General features: G+C 58.0%; 15 protein-coding genes. 11 read left to right on the top strand and 4 right to left on the bottom strand.

All coding sequences use genetic code 11. The features are described 5' to 3' along the window. The first annotated feature begins 77 nt into the window (after window positions 1-77). The 10 genes from PGR6_RS17195 (at window position 78) to PGR6_RS17150 (ending at window position 10,467) form a co-directional block, all read left to right on the top strand. Window positions 78-791 carry a GntR family transcriptional regulator gene (locus PGR6_RS17195; protein ID WP_028941373.1) on the top strand — a complete coding sequence of 238 codons (714 nt, stop codon included), beginning with the start codon at window positions 78-80 and terminating at the stop codon, window positions 789-791. Continuing rightward, window positions 788-1,699 (top strand): dihydrodipicolinate synthase family protein, encoded by a 912-nt coding sequence (locus PGR6_RS17190; protein ID WP_064618557.1) that lies wholly within the window; start codon window positions 788-790, stop codon window positions 1,697-1,699. Before PGR6_RS17195 ends, PGR6_RS17190 begins: the two co-directional genes overlap by 4 nt. Continuing rightward, window positions 1,692-3,209 (top strand): aldehyde dehydrogenase, encoded by a 1,518-nt coding sequence (locus PGR6_RS17185; RefSeq protein WP_064618554.1) that lies wholly within the window; start codon window positions 1,692-1,694, stop codon window positions 3,207-3,209. Before PGR6_RS17190 ends, PGR6_RS17185 begins: the two co-directional genes overlap by 8 nt. After that, window positions 3,206-4,552 (top strand): NAD(P)/FAD-dependent oxidoreductase, encoded by a 1,347-nt coding sequence (locus PGR6_RS17180; RefSeq protein ID WP_064618553.1) that lies wholly within the window; start codon window positions 3,206-3,208, stop codon window positions 4,550-4,552. The genes PGR6_RS17185 and PGR6_RS17180 overlap by 4 nt, the downstream gene beginning before the upstream one ends. Before the next feature lie 73 nt (window positions 4,553-4,625). Next, a complete protein-coding gene (locus PGR6_RS17175; protein WP_028941377.1) occupies window positions 4,626-5,474 on the top strand; it encodes a glycine betaine ABC transporter substrate-binding protein in 849 nt (282 codons plus the stop codon). 77 nt (window positions 5,475-5,551) lie between these two features. Then, complete coding sequence (locus PGR6_RS17170; RefSeq protein WP_064618551.1) at window positions 5,552-6,667, top strand: quaternary amine ABC transporter ATP-binding protein; 1,116 nt, start codon at window positions 5,552-5,554, stop codon at window positions 6,665-6,667. Continuing rightward, the gene (locus PGR6_RS17165; protein WP_064618548.1) at window positions 6,664-7,512 is read left to right on the top strand and encodes an ABC transporter permease; all 849 of its coding nucleotides are present in this window, start codon (window positions 6,664-6,666) and stop codon (window positions 7,510-7,512) included. Before PGR6_RS17170 ends, PGR6_RS17165 begins: the two co-directional genes overlap by 4 nt. Next, complete coding sequence (locus PGR6_RS17160) at window positions 7,509-8,357, top strand: ABC transporter permease (RefSeq protein WP_028941380.1); 849 nt, start codon at window positions 7,509-7,511, stop codon at window positions 8,355-8,357. The genes PGR6_RS17165 and PGR6_RS17160 overlap by 4 nt, the downstream gene beginning before the upstream one ends. Before the next feature lie 12 nt (window positions 8,358-8,369). Beyond that, entirely contained in the window at window positions 8,370-9,368 is a 999-nt protein-coding gene (locus PGR6_RS17155; RefSeq protein WP_064618546.1) for a 4-hydroxyproline epimerase, read from the top strand. 115 nt (window positions 9,369-9,483) lie between these two features. After that, window positions 9,484-10,467, top strand: coding sequence for a GlxA family transcriptional regulator (locus tag PGR6_RS17150; protein WP_026331794.1), 984 nt, complete (start codon window positions 9,484-9,486; stop codon window positions 10,465-10,467). 84 nt (window positions 10,468-10,551) lie between these two features. Here the strand turns inward: PGR6_RS17150 and PGR6_RS17145 are convergent, their stop codons facing one another. From PGR6_RS17145 to PGR6_RS17135, 3 genes are all read right to left on the bottom strand, one after another. Next, a complete protein-coding gene (locus PGR6_RS17145) occupies window positions 10,552-11,478 on the bottom strand; it encodes a sugar ABC transporter substrate-binding protein (protein WP_064618544.1) in 927 nt (308 codons plus the stop codon). 99 nt (window positions 11,479-11,577) lie between these two features. Further along, window positions 11,578-12,366 carry a TIM barrel protein gene (locus tag PGR6_RS17140; protein ID WP_064618542.1) on the bottom strand — a complete coding sequence of 263 codons (789 nt, stop codon included), beginning with the start codon at window positions 12,364-12,366 and terminating at the stop codon, window positions 11,578-11,580. After that, entirely contained in the window at window positions 12,363-13,385 is a 1,023-nt protein-coding gene (locus PGR6_RS17135) for a Gfo/Idh/MocA family oxidoreductase (RefSeq protein WP_018930061.1), read from the bottom strand. The genes PGR6_RS17140 and PGR6_RS17135 overlap by 4 nt, the downstream gene beginning before the upstream one ends. A gap of 193 nt (window positions 13,386-13,578) precedes the next feature. Between PGR6_RS17135 and PGR6_RS17130 the strand changes: the two genes are divergently transcribed. Further along, the gene (locus tag PGR6_RS17130; RefSeq protein ID WP_064618540.1) at window positions 13,579-15,594 is read left to right on the top strand and encodes a sigma-54 interaction domain-containing protein; all 2,016 of its coding nucleotides are present in this window, start codon (window positions 13,579-13,581) and stop codon (window positions 15,592-15,594) included. A 177-nt stretch (window positions 15,595-15,771) separates the two neighbouring features. On the opposite strand, the gene PGR6_RS17125 is transcribed toward PGR6_RS17130, so the two are convergent. Continuing rightward, a complete protein-coding gene (locus PGR6_RS17125; protein WP_064618538.1) occupies window positions 15,772-16,833 on the bottom strand; it encodes a substrate-binding domain-containing protein in 1,062 nt (353 codons plus the stop codon). Window positions 16,834-16,940 lie beyond the last annotated feature (107 nt).

Genomic DNA, 16,940 nt, shown 5'->3' with positions numbered 1-16,940 from the left:
CCACCCCGAAAACCCATGCGAGTCTGACCCCATCAGCCACCCGCATCTGACGGCGAAATCAACTCTGGAGGTCGTTCGTGAAAAACGGCAAAACCTGTCTCTACGAAGACTTGAAACGTCAAATCCTGACGATGGAACTGGACCCAGACGAGGCGCTGGATGAAGTGATTCTCAGCGAGCGTTATGGCTTATCCCGCACCCCCGTTCGAGAAGTTTTCCGTCGTTTGGCCGGTGAAGGTTATATCGACATTCGAGAGAACCGCGGCGCGCGGGTTATCCCGATGAATCACTCGACACTGCGCAATTTCTTCCTGGTTGCACCGATGATGTACGCAGCCATCGGTCGTCTCGCGGTGCAGAACTTCAAGCCACGTCAGCTGATCGATCTGAAAGACACGCAATACCGCTTCCGCCACGCCACCACCTCACGGGATGCGCTGGCGATGGTCGTCGAGAACAATCGCTTTCACGCGATCATGGGCGAAATGGCCGGCAACCAATATCTGCAGCCCAGCCTGGAAAGACTGCTGATTGATCACGCCCGAATCGGTAATACATTTTTCCGACCTCAGAATGAGGATATGGAACAACGCCTTGATCTGTCCGCCTGCCACCATGATTCGTTTATCGAGGCTATCGAGCGTCGCGATGAAGGTGCAGTCGTTGATCTTGTGTTTGAACACTGGGAACTGTCCCGAGAAAACATGGAAATTTTTATCGCGCCTCAAGGCATCCAGGCGGACGCACTCATTGACCTTCCACGTCACTCATCTTCGGAGAAATCATCTTGAAATTTGAAGGCATCTATACCCCCGCGGTGACTCCTTATAATCCTGATGGGGAGATCGACTGGAATGTGTACTCCGAAGTATTGGAGTCGCTGATCGAAGCGAAAGTACACGGCATTATTATCGGCGGGTCGACCGGCGAATATTATGCGCAGACTGCAGAAGAACGTACTGAGCTTGCCGCTTATGCGAAAGATGTGATCGGCACTCGGGTGCAACTGATCGTCAGCACGGGGGCCATTCGCACTGAAGATGCGGTGCAGTATGCAAAGGATGCCAAAGCGATCAAAGCGGACGCCATTCTCGTCACCAGTCCGCCGTACGCGCTCCCTACCTCCGAGGAAAACGCGATACATGCATTGACCATTGATCGCGCTGCCGACCTGCCGATCATGCTTTACAACTACCCGGGTCGCATGTGCGTTTCGATGGATGAGGATTACTTCACCCGTGTGAGCCAATCGAAAAACGTAATTGCCATCAAGGAAAGCTCCGGCGACATGGGGCAGGTGCATCTGCTCGCGCGTAAGTTCCCCAACATCGCACTGTCATGCGGCTGGGATGACCAAGCACTGGAGTTTTTTGCCTGGGGTGCCAGAAGTTGGGTGTGTGCCGGTTCCAACTTCCTGCCCAAAGAACACGTGGCGCTTTATGAAGCCTGCGTGATCGAGAAAGACTTCGATAAAGGCCGTCGGATCATGTCGGCGATGATGCCGCTGATGAATGCTTTGGACGGCGGTAAGTTCGTGCAGTCGATCAAGTACGGTTGCGAGCTTAACGGTCTGAAAGTAGGGGAGGTGCGCTTGCCGCTCCAGCCGCTTCATGCCGAAGAAAAGCAAAGCCTTGCATCGGTCATCGCCGAACTGAAACGCAACGTTGGCAACATCACTTCGGGAGCCAGCCATGGGTGATCTTCTGAGCAAGGCCGAATACGCCGCTATCGCCAAGAGCATTTCGTTGCCTTCCAACGCATTTATCAATGGCGCGTTCAAACCGGCGCTCTCTGGCAAAACGTTCGCTACGACCAATCCGGCAACGGGTGAGTTTTTGACCGACGTCGCTGCCTGTTCGTCCGAGGATGTCGACGTAGCGGTCAGTAATGCCAAAGAAGCATTTGAGGATGGACGCTGGAGATCGATTTCTCCCAGGGAGCGCAAAGCCGTTCTCCTGAAGTTCGCGGATCTGCTTGAAAGCCATCAGCACGAACTGGCAGTTTTGGAGAGCCTCGATAGCGGCAAGCCTGTCAGTGAATGTCAGTTGGTCGATGTACCGGACACCATTCACACCCTGCGCTGGCACGCGGAGTTGATCGACAAGATTTATGACAACACCGCCCCGGTGGGCAGTGACGCACTGACCATGGTTGTGCGCGAGCCGATTGGCGTGGTGGGCTGCGTATTGCCCTGGAACTTCCCCCTGTTGATGCTGGCCTGGAAAATCGGCCCGGCGCTTGCGGCTGGATGCTCGGTCATCGTCAAACCCGCCGAACAGACCACGCTGACCACGTTGCGAGTCGCGGAGCTGGCGTTTGAAGCCGGCGTACCTGCCGGTGTGCTGAACATCGTGACCGGCACTGGCAAGGAAGTCGGAGAGCCGATCGGTTTGCATAACGATGTCGACATGGTGAGCTTCACGGGTTCCACCGCCACCGGTCGTCGTTTCCTGCATTACGCAGCCGATTCGAACCTCAAACGCATCGTGCTCGAATGTGGCGGTAAAAACCCAGCCGTGGTGATGGACGATGCCGAAGACCTGGACCGTGTTGCCGAACATGTGGTTAACGGTGCGTTCTGGAACATGGGCGAAAACTGCTCTGCAACCTCACGCCTGATCGTCCACGAGTCCGTGAAAAACGAGCTGCTGCAACGCATGGGCGCCTACATCCGCGAATGGAAAATGGGTGATCCCCTCGATCCGCAAAACCGTGTGGGGGCGCTGGTCAGCCCTGAGCATTTCGCGAAAGTTAAGTCGTACCTTGAGCAAGCCACCGCTGGAAAGCTGGCGGTTGTGTACGGCGGTGAGACTAAAGACGGCGCCTTCGTACAGCCAACCGTGATTGACGGTGTCGACAGAGAAAGCCGGTTGTTCCAGGAAGAGATCTTTGGCCCGATTCTGTCGGTCACCACCTTCAGTTCGATCTCCGAAGCGATCGCCCTGGCCAATGACACGGTGTACGGCCTGGCCGCCTCTGTTTATACCGGTAGCCTGCGCCGGGCCATCAAGTTGTCGCGAGAAATTCGCGCCGGCATCGTCACTGTGAACTGCTTTGGTGAGGGTGATGCTTCGACGCCTTTCGGCGGCTACAAAGAGTCGGGATTCGGTGGTCGGGACAAATCCATTTTTGCTCACGATCAGTACACCGAAATCAAAACCATCTGGATCGATGTGTCTGATCGGTCGGTTGATGAGACCGAAAAATGAGCACCCATACCATCAAGCGTCTGCCGGTAGACACCGGGGTTTCAGGTTGGGAGGCGATATCCACACGCACTGCGCCTGTCCGCATGCTTGATGGGCGCGTGACGGCGGACTGGCTGATTATCGGTGCAGGCTTTGCCGGTCTCTCCGCCGCTCGCAGGTTGTCCCAGTTGCATCCGGGCGACAGCATCGCGATTGTCGACGCCCATGAAGTGGCGAAGGGGCCGGCCGGCAGGAACTCGGGCTTCATGATTGACGTGCCGCACAGTCTTTCATCCGGGGAGTATTCGGTTGCCGGTGAGTCTGCAACGGCGCAGGAAATCGCTCAGAACCGCTTTGCCATTGCTTTCGCAGCAGAAGCCGCGCGCGAGTACGGCATGTCTACGGAGACTTTCGACCCCTCCGGCAAGATTAACGCGGCGGCAACAGAGCGGGGGATGAAGCTCAATGACAACTATGCAAAATCACTGAAAGGTATTGGCGAACAATACGAACTGCTCGACGCTGCGCAGATGCAAGAGATAACCGGCTCTCACTATTACCATGGCGGGCTGTATACGCCCGGCGCGGTAATGATTCAACCGGCTCAATATATAAGGGACCTTGCATTTGGACTTGATAAGAACGTCAGTCTGTATGAGCGGTCGCCGATTATCGAGTTGTCGAAGTCAGGGAATAGTTGGACGGCCAAGTCCCATCGTGGTGGTGTTAATGCGCCTAAAGTGATTCTTGCAGTCAATGGCCATGTCGAAGACTTTGGCCATTTTCAAGGAAGACTGTTGCATGTGTTTACCTATGCTTCGATGACCGCTGCTTACAGTCATGATGAGTTTGACAGGCCGGTGACCGGCAAACCGCGTTGGGCTTTATTACCGGCGGATCCCATGGGGGCGACTGTTCGCAAGATCACTTCAAACGGACTTTCGCGCATTGTTATTCGAACCAAGTTTACCTATGACCCCAGTATTCAAGTAACGCCGATGCGTGTTGCTGAAGTGGCCGAAGAACAACGGCATTCGCTGGACGCACGCTTCCCGGAGTTGAAATCGACTCCGCTGGAATTCAGCTGGGCAGGGCGGCTCTGCTTGAGCCGCAACAGCGCGCCAGCCTTTGGCGAAATAGAAGAAAACCTCTACTCGGCGTGCTGCGAAAACGGGCTGGGGACGGTTAAAAGTACGTTGGCAGGCGTGATGGCTGCCGAATTGGCCAGCGGGGCACATTCACCGCTGTTGGAAAGTTTCAGTCAAATGCCAGGGCCTAGCCGGCTTCCACCCAGGCTATTAACCAAACTGGGTGTCAACTCGGTTATTCGTTGGCAGGCGCTGAGGGCAGGGCGAGAGGGCTGAATTGCTTCAAACATCCGGCTTTTATTTCATAAAGGCCTAATCTCAAGTTGTAAACCGTAGATCGGAGTTCGCCATGAAAAAGATTTGGAAGGCTATCTGCGCTGTCGCTGTGGCTGGCTTAATGAGTTTGCCAGTTCACGCCGAAGAAAAAACGATCACCATGGGTACCTTGTCATGGGAAGACTTGACGCCTATTACCGGTATTACCAAAAAGGTACTTGAGGATTCCGGTTATAGCGTAAAAGTTGTTGAGTTTTCCGAGTGGGGTATTGCTTACGCGGCGCTGACCAAGGGCGATATTCAAGTGCTCGCCTCTCAAACAGATTATGCAGCGAACGACTATTGGAGCAAAAACAAGAACCGCCTGGAAAAGCTGTCCCCAGTTTCTTATGGACTCTACCAAGGTATCGCCGTTCCTAAATATGTGGATATCGACTCTGTCGATCAGTTGAACGACAACTCGGAAAAGTTTGGCGGAAAAATCATCGGTATCGAACCGGGTTCGGGCTTGATGAGCGATGCGACCAAAGCCGTCAGCGCTTACGGCATCAAGTTGAAACTGCTCGAAGGCAGTACCGCAGCGATGACCGCCGCATTGAAATCGGCCGTTGATCGTAAAGAGTGGGTGGCGGTCACCGTTTGGGAACCGTCGTGGATGGCGCAGAAATTCGACCTGAAGTTCCTCAAAGACCCAAAAGGCGTTTTCCCGCCGCCACAAGGTTACTACTGGATCGGTCACAAGGGTTTCACAGAGAGCTACCCGCACGCACGTGAAGTGATGGCCAGCGTGTATGTGCCGATCAACGACATCACCGCAATCAATGGTGAAGTGAAGGACGGCAAAACCATGGAACAGGCCGTTAAAGGCTGGACCGATAGCCACGCCGAGCTGCTGAAGCGCTGGGAAGACATAAAGAAATAAGCAACGACTTTTTCCAAGCCACTGCCGCCCTTTGATTCATTAGAAAAACCAGAAAAACTGGTTCGACGGGTACGAAAATGACAACCCCCAAAATAGACACGAACGAAGTGCTGGTAGATTGCCAGTCCGTCTGGAAAATCTTTGGTAAAGGCGCACCTGCTGCGATGAACGCTGTCGTTCAGCAGGGGCTGACCAAGACCCAGATCCTGCAAGATTACAGCTGCGTGGTCGGGGTCTCCGACGTCAGTCTCCAGGTTCGCCGAGGAGAAATCTTTTGCATCATGGGATTGTCCGGCAGTGGCAAATCCACCCTGATCAGGCTTCTGAACAAACTGATCACGCCCAGTGCCGGTAAGGTTCTGGTCAAAGGCAAAGACCTTTCATCCTTGACTCCCGCAGAGCTGCGGGAGGTGAGGGCGCGTCACATCGGCATGGTCTTTCAGAGCGTTGCCTTGCTGCCTAACCGCACGGTTCTGGAGAACACCGCGTTTGGCCTGGAAGTACAAGGCGTGGGCAAGGCCGAGCGTTACAAAGTAGCCGAGCAGGCGTTGGCCAAGGTGGGTTTGAGCGACTGGATTTCGCGCTATCCCAGCGAGTTGTCCGGTGGCATGCAACAACGGGTAGGGCTGGCGCGAGCGATCACGGCGGATCCTGAAGTGATCCTGATGGACGAGCCGTTCAGTGCGCTTGACCCCTTGATTCGTCGGCAGTTGCAGGACGAGTTCCGGCAACTGACCAAGGAGCTCGGCAAGTCCGCAGTCTTTATTACCCACGACCTAGACGAGGCGATCCGTATCGGTGACCGCATCGCGATCATGAAAGATGGCGCGATCATTCAGGTGGGCACTGCCGAGGAGATCGTGCTGAACCCGGCGGATGACTACGTGGCGGAATTTGTCGCAGGCATTTCCAGATTGCATCTGGTCAAAGCTCAATCGGTGATGACACCCGTCGAGCCTTACAAGGTTGCGAACCCTGGCTGCGACATCGCCAAGCTGACCAAAACCTCGCCCGACGCGGATATCAACGAGCTGATCGGCTTGACGATGAAGTCCGACCGCGATGCGCTCGCTGTGGTGGATAACGGTGCGGTGGTCGGCGTCATTACGTTGCGTGATCTGCTGCGTGGCGTTCAAGGTATTCCGAATGAGTTCGCTGGCTCATCAGCCGCCACTGTTCTGGAGGAATCATGAGCACGCCTGACTTTTCCAACCAATTCGATTCGGCCGTCAACTCGAGCCTGGAATGGCTGATGGATAACGGCGAGTTTGTGTTCGACACTGCTAATACGTTGCTGAAGGGCATTTACCAAAGCGTTCTGTGGTGCATTGCCTATCCGCCGTATTACGTCATCGCGATTGTCCTGTCCTTGATCGGCTGGCGAGCGGTTGGCGTTCGATTCGCGATTCTCACCGGTCTGGCGTTGATGTTCTGCGACATCATTGGCTTGTGGCCAGAGACGGTCAGTACGCTCGCCCTGGTACTGACCGCCACGGTGTTGGCACTGGTGGTGGCGATTCCGTTGGGCGTGCTGGCTGGTTTGGCGCCATCCTTTGATCGCGTCGTCGATCCTTGTCTGGATCTGGTGCAAACCTTGCCGCCCTACATCTATCTGCTGCCGGCCATTGCACTGCTCGGCTACGGCCCGGCCACGGCACTGTTGGCGACCTTCATCGTTGCGGTGCCACCGGCGATGCGGTTGACTTCCCTGGGGATTCGCATGACCCCACGGGAGTTCATCGAGCTGGGGGATGCCAGCGGCGTCACCCGGTGGCAGATGTTTTTCAAAATCCGCTTGCCGTTCGCCATGCCCAGCATCATGGCCGGGGTTAATCAAAGCCTGATGATGGCCTTCGGCATGGTGGTGATCGCTGGCATCGTCGGCTCTGGTGGTTTGGGCGAATCCATTTACGGGGCGGTACGCACACTGGATATCGCCAAGTCGATCAACGCGGCAATAGCCATCGTCATCCTGACCATGATTCTGGATCGGTTGGCCCAGAGTGCTGCACGGTCCCGGATGGGAGAATCCCAATGACAACGCAAATCCAATTTTCTCCAGGCGAGTTTCTGGCACCCGCTGTTGACTGGCTGAACGCCAATTTACACGGCTTGTTCATGGGCATTAGCCACGTCATCGAGGCGATACTCGGCGCAGTGGAAACGGCTCTGCTTGCTCCCCATCCTTATTTATTCATTGGAATTGTCGTTGTAGCGGCGTTCTTTTTTGCTAACAAGCGAGTCGCTGTTTTCGCTGCTTTGATGTTGGCTTTTTGCTTGTTCTCTGGACTGTGGGTCGCTTCCATCCAGACTATTGCGCTGGTATCCGTGGCGGTCTTGATATCGGTCGCCATCGCCTTTCCGCTGGGTGTCCTGGCGGCCCGTGTGAAGCGGGTCGACGAGGCGTTTTTACCGATCCTCAACATCATGCAAACCGTGCCACCGTGGGTTTACCTGATTCCCGCTGTGATTCTCTTCAGCCTGGGACGCGTGCCGGCAATCATCGCGACGATTGTGTATGGCATCCCACCGATGCTCAGACTGACGACCCTTGCTTTCAAGCAGCTACCAAAAGATCTGCTCGAGTTGGGCCAGGCTTCCGGTGCTTCGCCAAGGGACATTCTGTTCAAGATCGAACTGCCGACTGCCGCACCCACGCTGTTGGTTGGTCTGAACCAATGCATCCTCATGTCCCTGGCGATGGTGGTGCTGGCAGGTCTGGTAGGGGCGGGAGGTCTTGGGGCTGAAGTGACCCGAGGCCTCTCCAGGATGGAGATGGGGTTAGGGCTGCGTGCCGGTCTGGCGATTGTTGCTATTGCACTGCTGCTGGATCGCCTGTCACGCGGCGCGTTGCAACGTCACTCCCCAAGCCAACATCTTTGAGTGGGTTTCAGCATGAGACATAGTTTTTTTTGCATTGACTCCCATGCCTGCGGTAACCCGGTGCGGGTGGTGGCAGGTGGCGGGCCTCTGTTGCCGTCGGTGTCGATGGCCGAACGACGTGAGATCTTTGTGCGCGAGCATGACTGGGTTCGAACCGCGTTGATGTTCGAGCCCAGGGGGCACGACATCATGTCCGGTGTGATCATTTATCCATCCTCGCGTGATGATTGTGATTTTGGTGCGTTGTTCATAGAGGTCAGCGGCTGCCTGCCGATGTGTGGGGCGGGCACCATAGGCTTGTCGACCGTGGTGATCGAAGAGGGCCTGGTCACGCCGCGCGAACCTGGCAAGCTGGCCATCGAGACGCCTGCGGGGCGTGTCGATGTCGACTACAGCATGAGCGGCGAATTCGTTGACTCGATTCGCCTGTTCAACGTAGCCAGTTATCTGCACAGCGCTGATGTGCTGGTCGATGTGCCCGGCGTCGGCGAGCTGATTGTGGACATTGCCTATGGCGGCAATTTCTATGCGGTGGTCGAGCCGCAGGAGAATTGGGCGGGCTTGCAAGGGCTGAGCACGGCAGACATCGTCAGCCTGAGCCAGAAGCTTCGCACGGCCCTGGCAGAGGTTTGTCATCCCGAACATCCCGAGAACAGCAGAATCAGCGGCGTTCACCACATCATCTGGTGCGACGATGGGCACGGTACAGCGGCGGATGGCCGCAGTGCGGTGTTCTACGGCGACAAAGCCATTGATCGGTCTCCCGGCGGCACCGGCACTTCGGCGCGGATGGCTCAACTGGTCGGAAAGGGACGGTTAAAGGTAGGCGACACGTTCCGCAATGAAAGCCTGATCGGGACGATCTTCGAAGGGAAAGTCGAATCATCGATAAAGGTCGGTACGTTTGACGGCATCAGGCCCAGTGTCTGCGGCTGGGCGCAGATCACCGGCCACAACACCATTTTTGTCGATGACAAAGACCCGCTTCGTCACGGCTTTCAACTGGCTTGATCGGTCGCATAATGGTGCTAGGGCTTTTTGCGCTTCTACAGTTAGCATTAGGCTTTATCTACGCAGTAACCGAGTGGGTCGAACATTGATCGAACGACGCCAATTCAGCGGAGGCATGAAGGGAAAAAATCTCCGCTATCTGAATGAAAACCCTGATGAGCCTGCTCGTATGACCCGGGCAGGCTTTGTGCTGCTCGAGCATTTCTCGCTGCCCGCGTTCACCCAGGCACTGGACACCATTGTCACCGCGAATCTTCTACGACCCAGGTTGTTCTCTTCGCGAACGTTCGGTTTGAACGACGGCGAGGTCATCAGCGATTTGGGGCTGGTCATCCGGCCGGATGCACGTCTGGATGCTTCAGCCATTCACGACCTGGATCTGCTGGTGATTTGTGGCGGCTACAGGACAGAGCTCAAGGCTGATGACGAGTTCATCAGCCTGTTGCGTATGGCGGCGAACCAGGGTGTCTGCCTGGCCGGGTTGTGGAATGGCGCATGGTTTCTGGGCAGCGCAGGTTTGCTCGATGGGTATCGTTGCGCCATTCACCCCGAACATCGCCCCGCACTCGCGGAAATCTCCAAGGCGACGCAAGTCACCAGTGAACCCTACGTCATTGATCGCGACCGCCTCACCGCGTCCAGCCCCTCGGGGGCATTTCATATGGCGCTGGACTGGATCAAGGGCCTGCACGATAAAGCCCTGGTCGAGGGGATCGAGGACATTCTGGCGTTCGAGGAGTCTCGCTATCGGCGCATCAAACCGGCCGAAAATATCTGTGTGAGCGCGCCCTTGCGCGAGGTGGTCAAGCTGATGGACGCCAACCTCGAAGAGCCTCTGGAGCTGGAGCAACTGGCGGCCTATGCCGGCCGTTCCCGGCGGCAACTGGAACGCTTGTTCAAGGAGCAACTCGGTACAACGCCGCAGCGGTATTACATGGAACTGCGCATCACCGAAGCACGGCGACTGCTCCAGCACACCGAACTGTCCCAGGTCGACGTGTTGGTGGCCTGTGGTTTTGTGTCGCCCAGTCATTTCAGCAAGTGTTATAGCTCGTACTTCGGGTACAGACCTTCCAAGGAAAAGCGGCTCGTTAAATAAAGGCTTTCCTTCACTTCTGCGCACCTGACTTCCGGCCCGATTGCTGCCCCGTCCCGCAGGGCAGCCATCGATCGGCTTTTGACGCTATTTGTAATGCTGCTCAAACATCGCCACCTGATCCGGCGTGATCAGCTGAAAGGGTACCCAGACATCCGCTTCGACCGGCTCGCCCTTGATCATCTTGATGGCCGCTTGTACCGCGCTGGTCGCCTGGGCCTTGGGGTCTTGAAAGACGGAGGCGACCAACATCCCGCGCTTGATCGCCGCCAGGCCGTCGGGCAGGCCATCGATGCCGACAATCGCAATCTCGCCCTTGGCTTTGCCGGCTTGCTGCAGTGCCATGGCCGCGCCGATGGCCATCTCGTCGTTGTTGGCGACGATGGCATCGAAGCCAGTGCCAGCCAGCAGCCAATTGCTGGTCAAGTCCATCCCTTTGTTGCGCTGCCACTCGGCACTTTGCTGTTCGATGATTTTGATCCCGGGGTAGTCCTTGAGCACCTGTTTGACCCCTTCGGTGCGGTCGTGCGTGGAGTTCTGTGCCAGGTCGCCCATGATGATCGCGATGTTGCCTTTGCCCCCCAGCTTGTCGGCCAGGTAGCGCATTTGCAGTTGCCCGGCCTCGATGTCATTGGACGCCACCGTGACCACGCCTTTGGGCAGCACGCGTTCGTCCGGGTGGCGGTTGACGTAGACCAGAGGAATCTTCGCCTCGACGGCTGCGCGGGTCATGTTGGCGGTGGCGGCGGTATCCACGGGCAGGACGATGACGGCATCCACCTTTTGACCGAGAAAGCCCTGAATCTGATTGAGCTGGCGAACCACATCGCCCTGGGCATCCTCGAACTGGATCTGGACGTTCTCCTTCCTGGCAGCATTTTCCAGGCCGCTGCGCACATAGGTCATGAAGTTGTCGTCAACCCTGGCAATGCTGACGCCGATGCGATAGCTGGCGGCGGCCCATTGGCTGGCGAGTAATAACAGCGTGGCAAATAGAAGTGTGCAGCGACGCATGATGGTTTTCCTTTTGTTGTTATGAGTTGAAATTCATCAAGATCAAACGTGAGGTTTGTGGCGCTCTCTGAATCAGATTCGCCGAGAGCGCCAGCGTCCTCAATCAAGCGTGAAGGCTTGCCGAAAACGCTCAAGTGCCACTTCGCTGTCACCGCTGGCCCAGCCCTCGAGCCCGACGACCCCGGTGTATCCCATGCCGAACAAGGCCTTGGCAATGGCCGGATAATGGATTTCACCGGTGCCGGGCTCCATGCGGCCGGGGACATCGGCCACCTGGATTTCGCCGATGGCGCTGCCGGCGCGCTGGATCAGTTCGATCAGGTTTCCTTCGCCGATCTGCGCATGGTAAAGGTCCAGGTTCATCTTCAAATGCGGGCTGCCCACGGCTTCGATCAGCGCCAGGGTATCGTCGGCGCGAGCGAAGGGTGTGCCAGGGTGGTCCACTTCGGTATTGAGGTTTTCCAGCAGGAACACTCGGCCCGCGTCTTCGCCCAGGCGAGCGATTTTTTCCAGGGTCTTGCAGGCGCTCAACCACATGCGTCCGGTGGTGTGGGCCACGGGTTTGACCGGCAAGCCTTTATCGCCCAAGCCTGTGCCATGCAGGTTGAGGCTCGGGCAATTCAGTTGTGCGGCGACGGCCAGCGATTCCCGTGCGCTGTCGAGCAGATGCTGGATGCCTTCGGCGTCGGTCAGGTTGCCTGAGATGTAGCCGGTCATGGAGGTGAAGTCGGCACCGGTGGCGACCAGGGCCGGAATGTCTTTCTGGGTCCAGTCCCAAATTTCGGCGCTGAAACCCAGCGCGTGAATCCGTTTGACGCGTTCGGTGAACGGCAGGTCGAGGAATACCATCTCGGCGCTGATCGCCAGTTTGAACGGGATAAAACTCATGAACGGGCTCCTTGCACGCGCACTGCTTTGCCCTGTTGGACGGACTCGATACACGCGCGGGCAATGGTCAGTGCCGCTCGGGCATCTTCACCGCTGGCCAGTGGTTTTTCACCGGTGCGCAGGCAGTCGACAAAGTGATTGAGCTCGGCCACATAGGCATCCCGCAACAGGTCGGTGTCCATGCGTTGGGTGTCGGCCTGGATGCCATTAGCCAAGTAGCGCACCAGGTCTGAGTCATTGACGCTGCCCATGGTCAGCATGCCGGCGCTGCCGAACACTTCCCCCCGAACATCGTAGCCATAAACGGCCTGGAAATTGGCCTCGGCGGTGGCGATGGCGCCGTTGTCGAAACGGATCGTGACCACGGCGGTGTCCAGAAACCCTTTGCTCTTGTAGTCCGGTGCAATCAGCGCATCGGCCATGACATAAACCTCGACCGCTTCGGCGCCGGGATTGAGGTAGCGCAGGGTATCGAAGTCATGGATCAGGGTTTCGAGAAAAATCACCCACTGCGGCGAAGCGGCCGGATTGTTCAGCGCCGGGTCGCGGGTCAGCGAGCGCAGCAGTTGCGGCGTACCGATACGGCCGGCGACCACGTCCAGATGGGCGGCGCGGAAGCTTTTGGCAAAACGACGATTGAAGCCAACCTGCAGCGGCACGCGGGCATCGGCGGCTGCGGCGATAGCGCGGTCGGCCTCGTCGAGGGTGATGGCCATGGGTTTTTCACAGAACACCCCTTTGCCGGCCCGGGCCGCACTGATCACCAGTTCGGCATGGCTGCGGGCGGGGGCGGCGATCAGGACGCCGTCAATTTCCGGGTCATCGAGTAGTTGCTGTGGATCGGTATAGACCTTCTGCACCCCCAACTCTGCCGCCAACCGAGCGGCCTGGCCGGGGGTAGGGTCGGCGATGGCGGCCAGGCAGGCGCCGGGGATGTGCCGGGCGGCCGTCTGGCCGTGAAAACTGCCCATGCGGCCGGCGCCGATGAGGCCCAGGCGGATGATCTTGGACGTACTCATGAATTGACTCCCTTTTATTGTTGTTCAATGACTTGGCCGCAGGAATGTCCTCGCTGGCATAACCCTTTGAGCAAGTGCTGTGCCAGTATTTAAGTCATTGATATTCAAAGGGTTAATCAATATTTTTTGAAAGAAGTGTTCATTCGCAGGACATGTCTACACTGACATGTCTAAAACATGAACATGGAAGCGGATGTCGATGATGGTCAACCCACAGGTAACAGCCTTCAGCGCGCAAGACCTCGATTACATCACCGCTCTCGGCCCCGCGTCGTTGAACGAAGGCTCGATCGCCGCGCTGGAACAGGCCTGGCTGGCGTGTCTGAACGGGCGCACCGATCGACCTGCCGGGGTCAGGCAGGTGATTTGGGATTCCTGGCGGCGCAGCGTCGGCACCGGCCTCGATCCTGAGGATGGCGAATATCGATTTGTTGCTCCTGCCGTTCTGGCCGCGACGCTGGCGGCCAATCGCACGTTGATTGCAGCGGCGGCGCAGGTCATGGGGGGATTGCTGGCCTACAACCCCAGGGGCCATATCAACCTGACCGATGCTCAAGGCACGACCCTGTATTTCTGTGGTCTGGACCTCACACCGGTGGGCAGCCGATTGCTGGAGTCGGTGCAGGGCACCAACTGCACGGGGCTGGCGCTTGCCGAAGATCGCTTGGTGTATGTGCTGGCCGAGGAAAACTTCGCCAGCGGCTTGCGTCGACGGCGCATGCACTGCGCCGCCGCGCCGATCAGGGATGCGCAGGGCAGGACGCTCGCCATGCTGACCCTGACCGCTGAGCCGGGCTGGTTTCATTTTCATACGCTGGGCACCGTCCAGGCCGCGGCCGAAGCGGTCTCGCGGCAGATGGCGCTGCAGAGCCTGCTGGAAGAACAACAAACCGTGCTTGAAGTGCTCAACGAGGGACTGGTGGTGCTGGATGAGCAGGGCTGCATCAAGGCGCTCAACCGTTATGCCCGGCAATTGTTCCGCGTGGGCCAGGATCTGCTCGGCAGCCCGTTCCGTCGTCTGGGGCAAAGCGAACTGACCGATAAGATTCTGCTGCATGGCGGGGAAGGGCTACGAGATCTGGATTGCACGTTTGAACTGCATGATCGCAGCCATTTGGCGTGTCTGGTGTCGGTGTGCCCGCTGGAGCAGGGTGGGCGGATTGTTTCGTTGCGTGAGAACCGGCGCATCCGCGAAATTACGCGCCGGGTCATCGGCACTCAAGCCAGCTACACCTTCGAGACCATTCAAGGTAATTCGCGAGCGATACAAGACGCCTTGCGCCTGGGACGGATCGCCAGTCGCAGTGAATCGACCACGCTGATTCTGGGTGAGAGCGGTACCGGCAAGGAGCTGTTCGCCCAGGCGATCCATAACGCCAGCGAGCGTTGCGACGGTCCTTTCGTGGCGGTCAATTGCGGAGCCATTCCGCGCGATCTGGTGCAAAGCGAACTGTTTGGTCATGTCGAGGGCGCCTTCACCGGATCGGCTCGCGGCGGATCTGCCGGGAAGTTTGAGTTGGCCGATGGCGGAACGATCTTCCTCGACGAAATCGGCGACATGTCTTTCGATGCCCAGGTCAGTCTGCTACGGGTCTTGCAGGAAGGCGAGGTGACGCGCGTGGGGGCGAAAAAATCGCAGCAGGTGGATGTGCGCATCATCGCCGCCACCCACCGCAACCTGAGCCAGGCGGTGGCCAATGGCGCTTTCCGTGAGGATCTTTACTACCGGCTCAACGTCCTGAACCTGACGGTTCCGCCGCTGCGGATGCGCCGGGAAGATGTGCCCTTGCTGGCGCGACATTTTCTCGGTCGTTGCGCGCGGTCATTGCGCAAATCGGTGCAGGGCATCTCGCCAGAGGCGCTGGATATTCTTTCGGCCTACAGCTGGCCGGGTAATGTTCGGGAGCTTGAAAATACCATCGAGCGCGCAACCAATCTGGCGATGACCGAGATGATCCAGCCGGGTGACCTGCCACTTGAAATCAAGCAAAGGCTGCGGCCATCGGTGCCGGGAAGTGTGCCCGAACCCCGGGCTGCGCTGGACCTTGGCACCCATGAAATGAACGCGATCATCGCCGCCCTCAGGGATGCCCGAGGCAACATCCGCCTGGCCGCCCGGCAACTGAACGTTTCTCGTGGCGGCTTGTACAACAAGATGAATCGGTTCGGGCTGAGCGCCGATGCTTTTCGTGCGAGCACCGACCTCTGATGGGTAATGCTGTTCACTTAAGCCGTAATGCGATCTGTAGCAGCTGCCGAGCTTGCGAGGCTGCGTTCGGCTGCGCAGCAGTCGTAAAACCAGAACTCGCGGTGTGTCAGGCATACCGCGTCAGCTGGATTCACGACTGCTGCGCAGCCGAACGCAGCCTCGCAGGCTCGACAGCTGCTACCAGCGAACGCAGCCTCGAGCGTTCTCTGAGGTAATGATCTGCAACGGGATATGCACCCGATGCCGGAGCGGATCGAAGTCCGGCGTGGTCTGCAACTCGACCAGCAAGTCGACCAGCGCGGCCGCCAGCAATCGCGGCTGGGAGTCGATGACCAGGTCGATCAACCCTTGATCCAGGGCTTGTCGAGACAGCTCGGTCGACTCCTGCAGGATGCAACACAGCGACGGCCGTTTCGGCAGCTGTGACAGGGCCCGGATGATGCCGTCGCCGCCACCGCCGACCACGCACAGCCCCCGCAAATCGGCATGGCGCGCGATGAGTTCCAGCGTCGCCTCTTCGGTGACATCGCAGTTGTCCAGGTTGATCACCGCTTCGAGTAGGCGCAACCCCGGTGCGCGCTCCGCCAGGTAACTGCGCAGCCCCTCGACCCGAGCCTGATGACCAAGAAAACGATGGCCGCCGAGCAATACGCCGACGCTGCCCTTGCGTGCGCCGCAGGTGTGAGCCAGCAGCCAACCCATGGTGCGCCCGACCTCATGATTATCCTGACCGATGTAAGGTTCTTCTGCCGCCTCATGGATGTCCGACAGCAGGGCGATCACCGGCACGCCTGCGGCTCTGATCTGCGCGATGGCGGCATTGATCAGCGGGTGAGCGAAGCTGACCACCGCCAGGCCATCACACTGCACGGCCAGTTGTTCGATCTGGGCAATGATCGCGCTGGGTGTGCGATCGAAGACGTATTCGAACTGGCAGCTCAGATTGGCGCCGGCCTGACGCTGCGCTGCCTCGGTGATGGCGGAGGCAACGTTGGCATAGAACGCCTGGGCGGTACCGAGTAACAGGATGCCGAATCGATAGCTGGGACGACGTTCGCGAATGCGTTGGCCGATCAGCCGGGCGGCGAAATAACCGACGGCTTCGGCGGCCTGGAACACCTGCTCGGCGGTGGCCGGGTTGACCGGAGCCCGGGCGTTGAGCACCCGGTCCACGGTGGCGACACTCAAGCGAGCGTGCTCGGCAACGGTGGCGATGGTGGGGCGTTTTTTGTTGTTCATGCTGGGCCCTTGAGTCGCTTTGATAGAAAACTATCAAGCTGCAATGGCCCTGGATGATAGCTTGATAGGGAATGTATTCAAGGGATTGAGGGTGGTTTGTGCGCTCT

This window comes from Pseudomonas sp. GR 6-02, assembly GCF_001655615.1.
Lineage (GTDB): Bacteria > Pseudomonadota > Gammaproteobacteria > Pseudomonadales > Pseudomonadaceae > Aquipseudomonas.
Note: the sequence above shows the minus strand (reverse complement) of the source record. Positions and strands in the feature narration are given on the sequence as shown.

What these genes read in the sequence shown, in the direction of transcription:
- PGR6_RS17185 (WP_064618554.1), top strand. Translation starts at nt 1,692, where the DNA reads ATGGGTGATCTTCTGAGCAAGGCCGAATACGCCGCTATCGCCAAGAGC.
- PGR6_RS17180 (WP_064618553.1), top strand. Translation starts at nt 3,206, where the DNA reads ATGAGCACCCATACCATCAAGCGTCTGCCGGTAGACACCGGGGTTTCA.
- PGR6_RS17175 (WP_028941377.1), top strand. Translation starts at nt 4,626, where the DNA reads ATGAAAAAGATTTGGAAGGCTATCTGCGCTGTCGCTGTGGCTGGCTTA.
- PGR6_RS17170 (WP_064618551.1), top strand. Translation starts at nt 5,552, where the DNA reads ATGACAACCCCCAAAATAGACACGAACGAAGTGCTGGTAGATTGCCAG.
- PGR6_RS17165 (WP_064618548.1), top strand. Translation starts at nt 6,664, where the DNA reads ATGAGCACGCCTGACTTTTCCAACCAATTCGATTCGGCCGTCAACTCG.
- PGR6_RS17160 (WP_028941380.1), top strand. Translation starts at nt 7,509, where the DNA reads ATGACAACGCAAATCCAATTTTCTCCAGGCGAGTTTCTGGCACCCGCT.
- PGR6_RS17155 (WP_064618546.1), top strand. Translation starts at nt 8,370, where the DNA reads ATGAGACATAGTTTTTTTTGCATTGACTCCCATGCCTGCGGTAACCCG.
- PGR6_RS17150 (WP_026331794.1), top strand. Translation starts at nt 9,484, where the DNA reads ATGAAGGGAAAAAATCTCCGCTATCTGAATGAAAACCCTGATGAGCCT.
- PGR6_RS17145 (WP_064618544.1), bottom strand. Translation starts at nt 11,478, where the DNA reads ATGCGTCGCTGCACACTTCTATTTGCCACGCTGTTATTACTCGCCAGC.
- PGR6_RS17140 (WP_064618542.1), bottom strand. Translation starts at nt 12,366, where the DNA reads ATGAGTTTTATCCCGTTCAAACTGGCGATCAGCGCCGAGATGGTATTC.
- PGR6_RS17135 (WP_018930061.1), bottom strand. Translation starts at nt 13,385, where the DNA reads ATGAGTACGTCCAAGATCATCCGCCTGGGCCTCATCGGCGCCGGCCGC.
- PGR6_RS17130 (WP_064618540.1), top strand. Translation starts at nt 13,579, where the DNA reads ATGTCGATGATGGTCAACCCACAGGTAACAGCCTTCAGCGCGCAAGAC.
- PGR6_RS17125 (WP_064618538.1), bottom strand. Translation starts at nt 16,833, where the DNA reads ATGAACAACAAAAAACGCCCCACCATCGCCACCGTTGCCGAGCACGCT.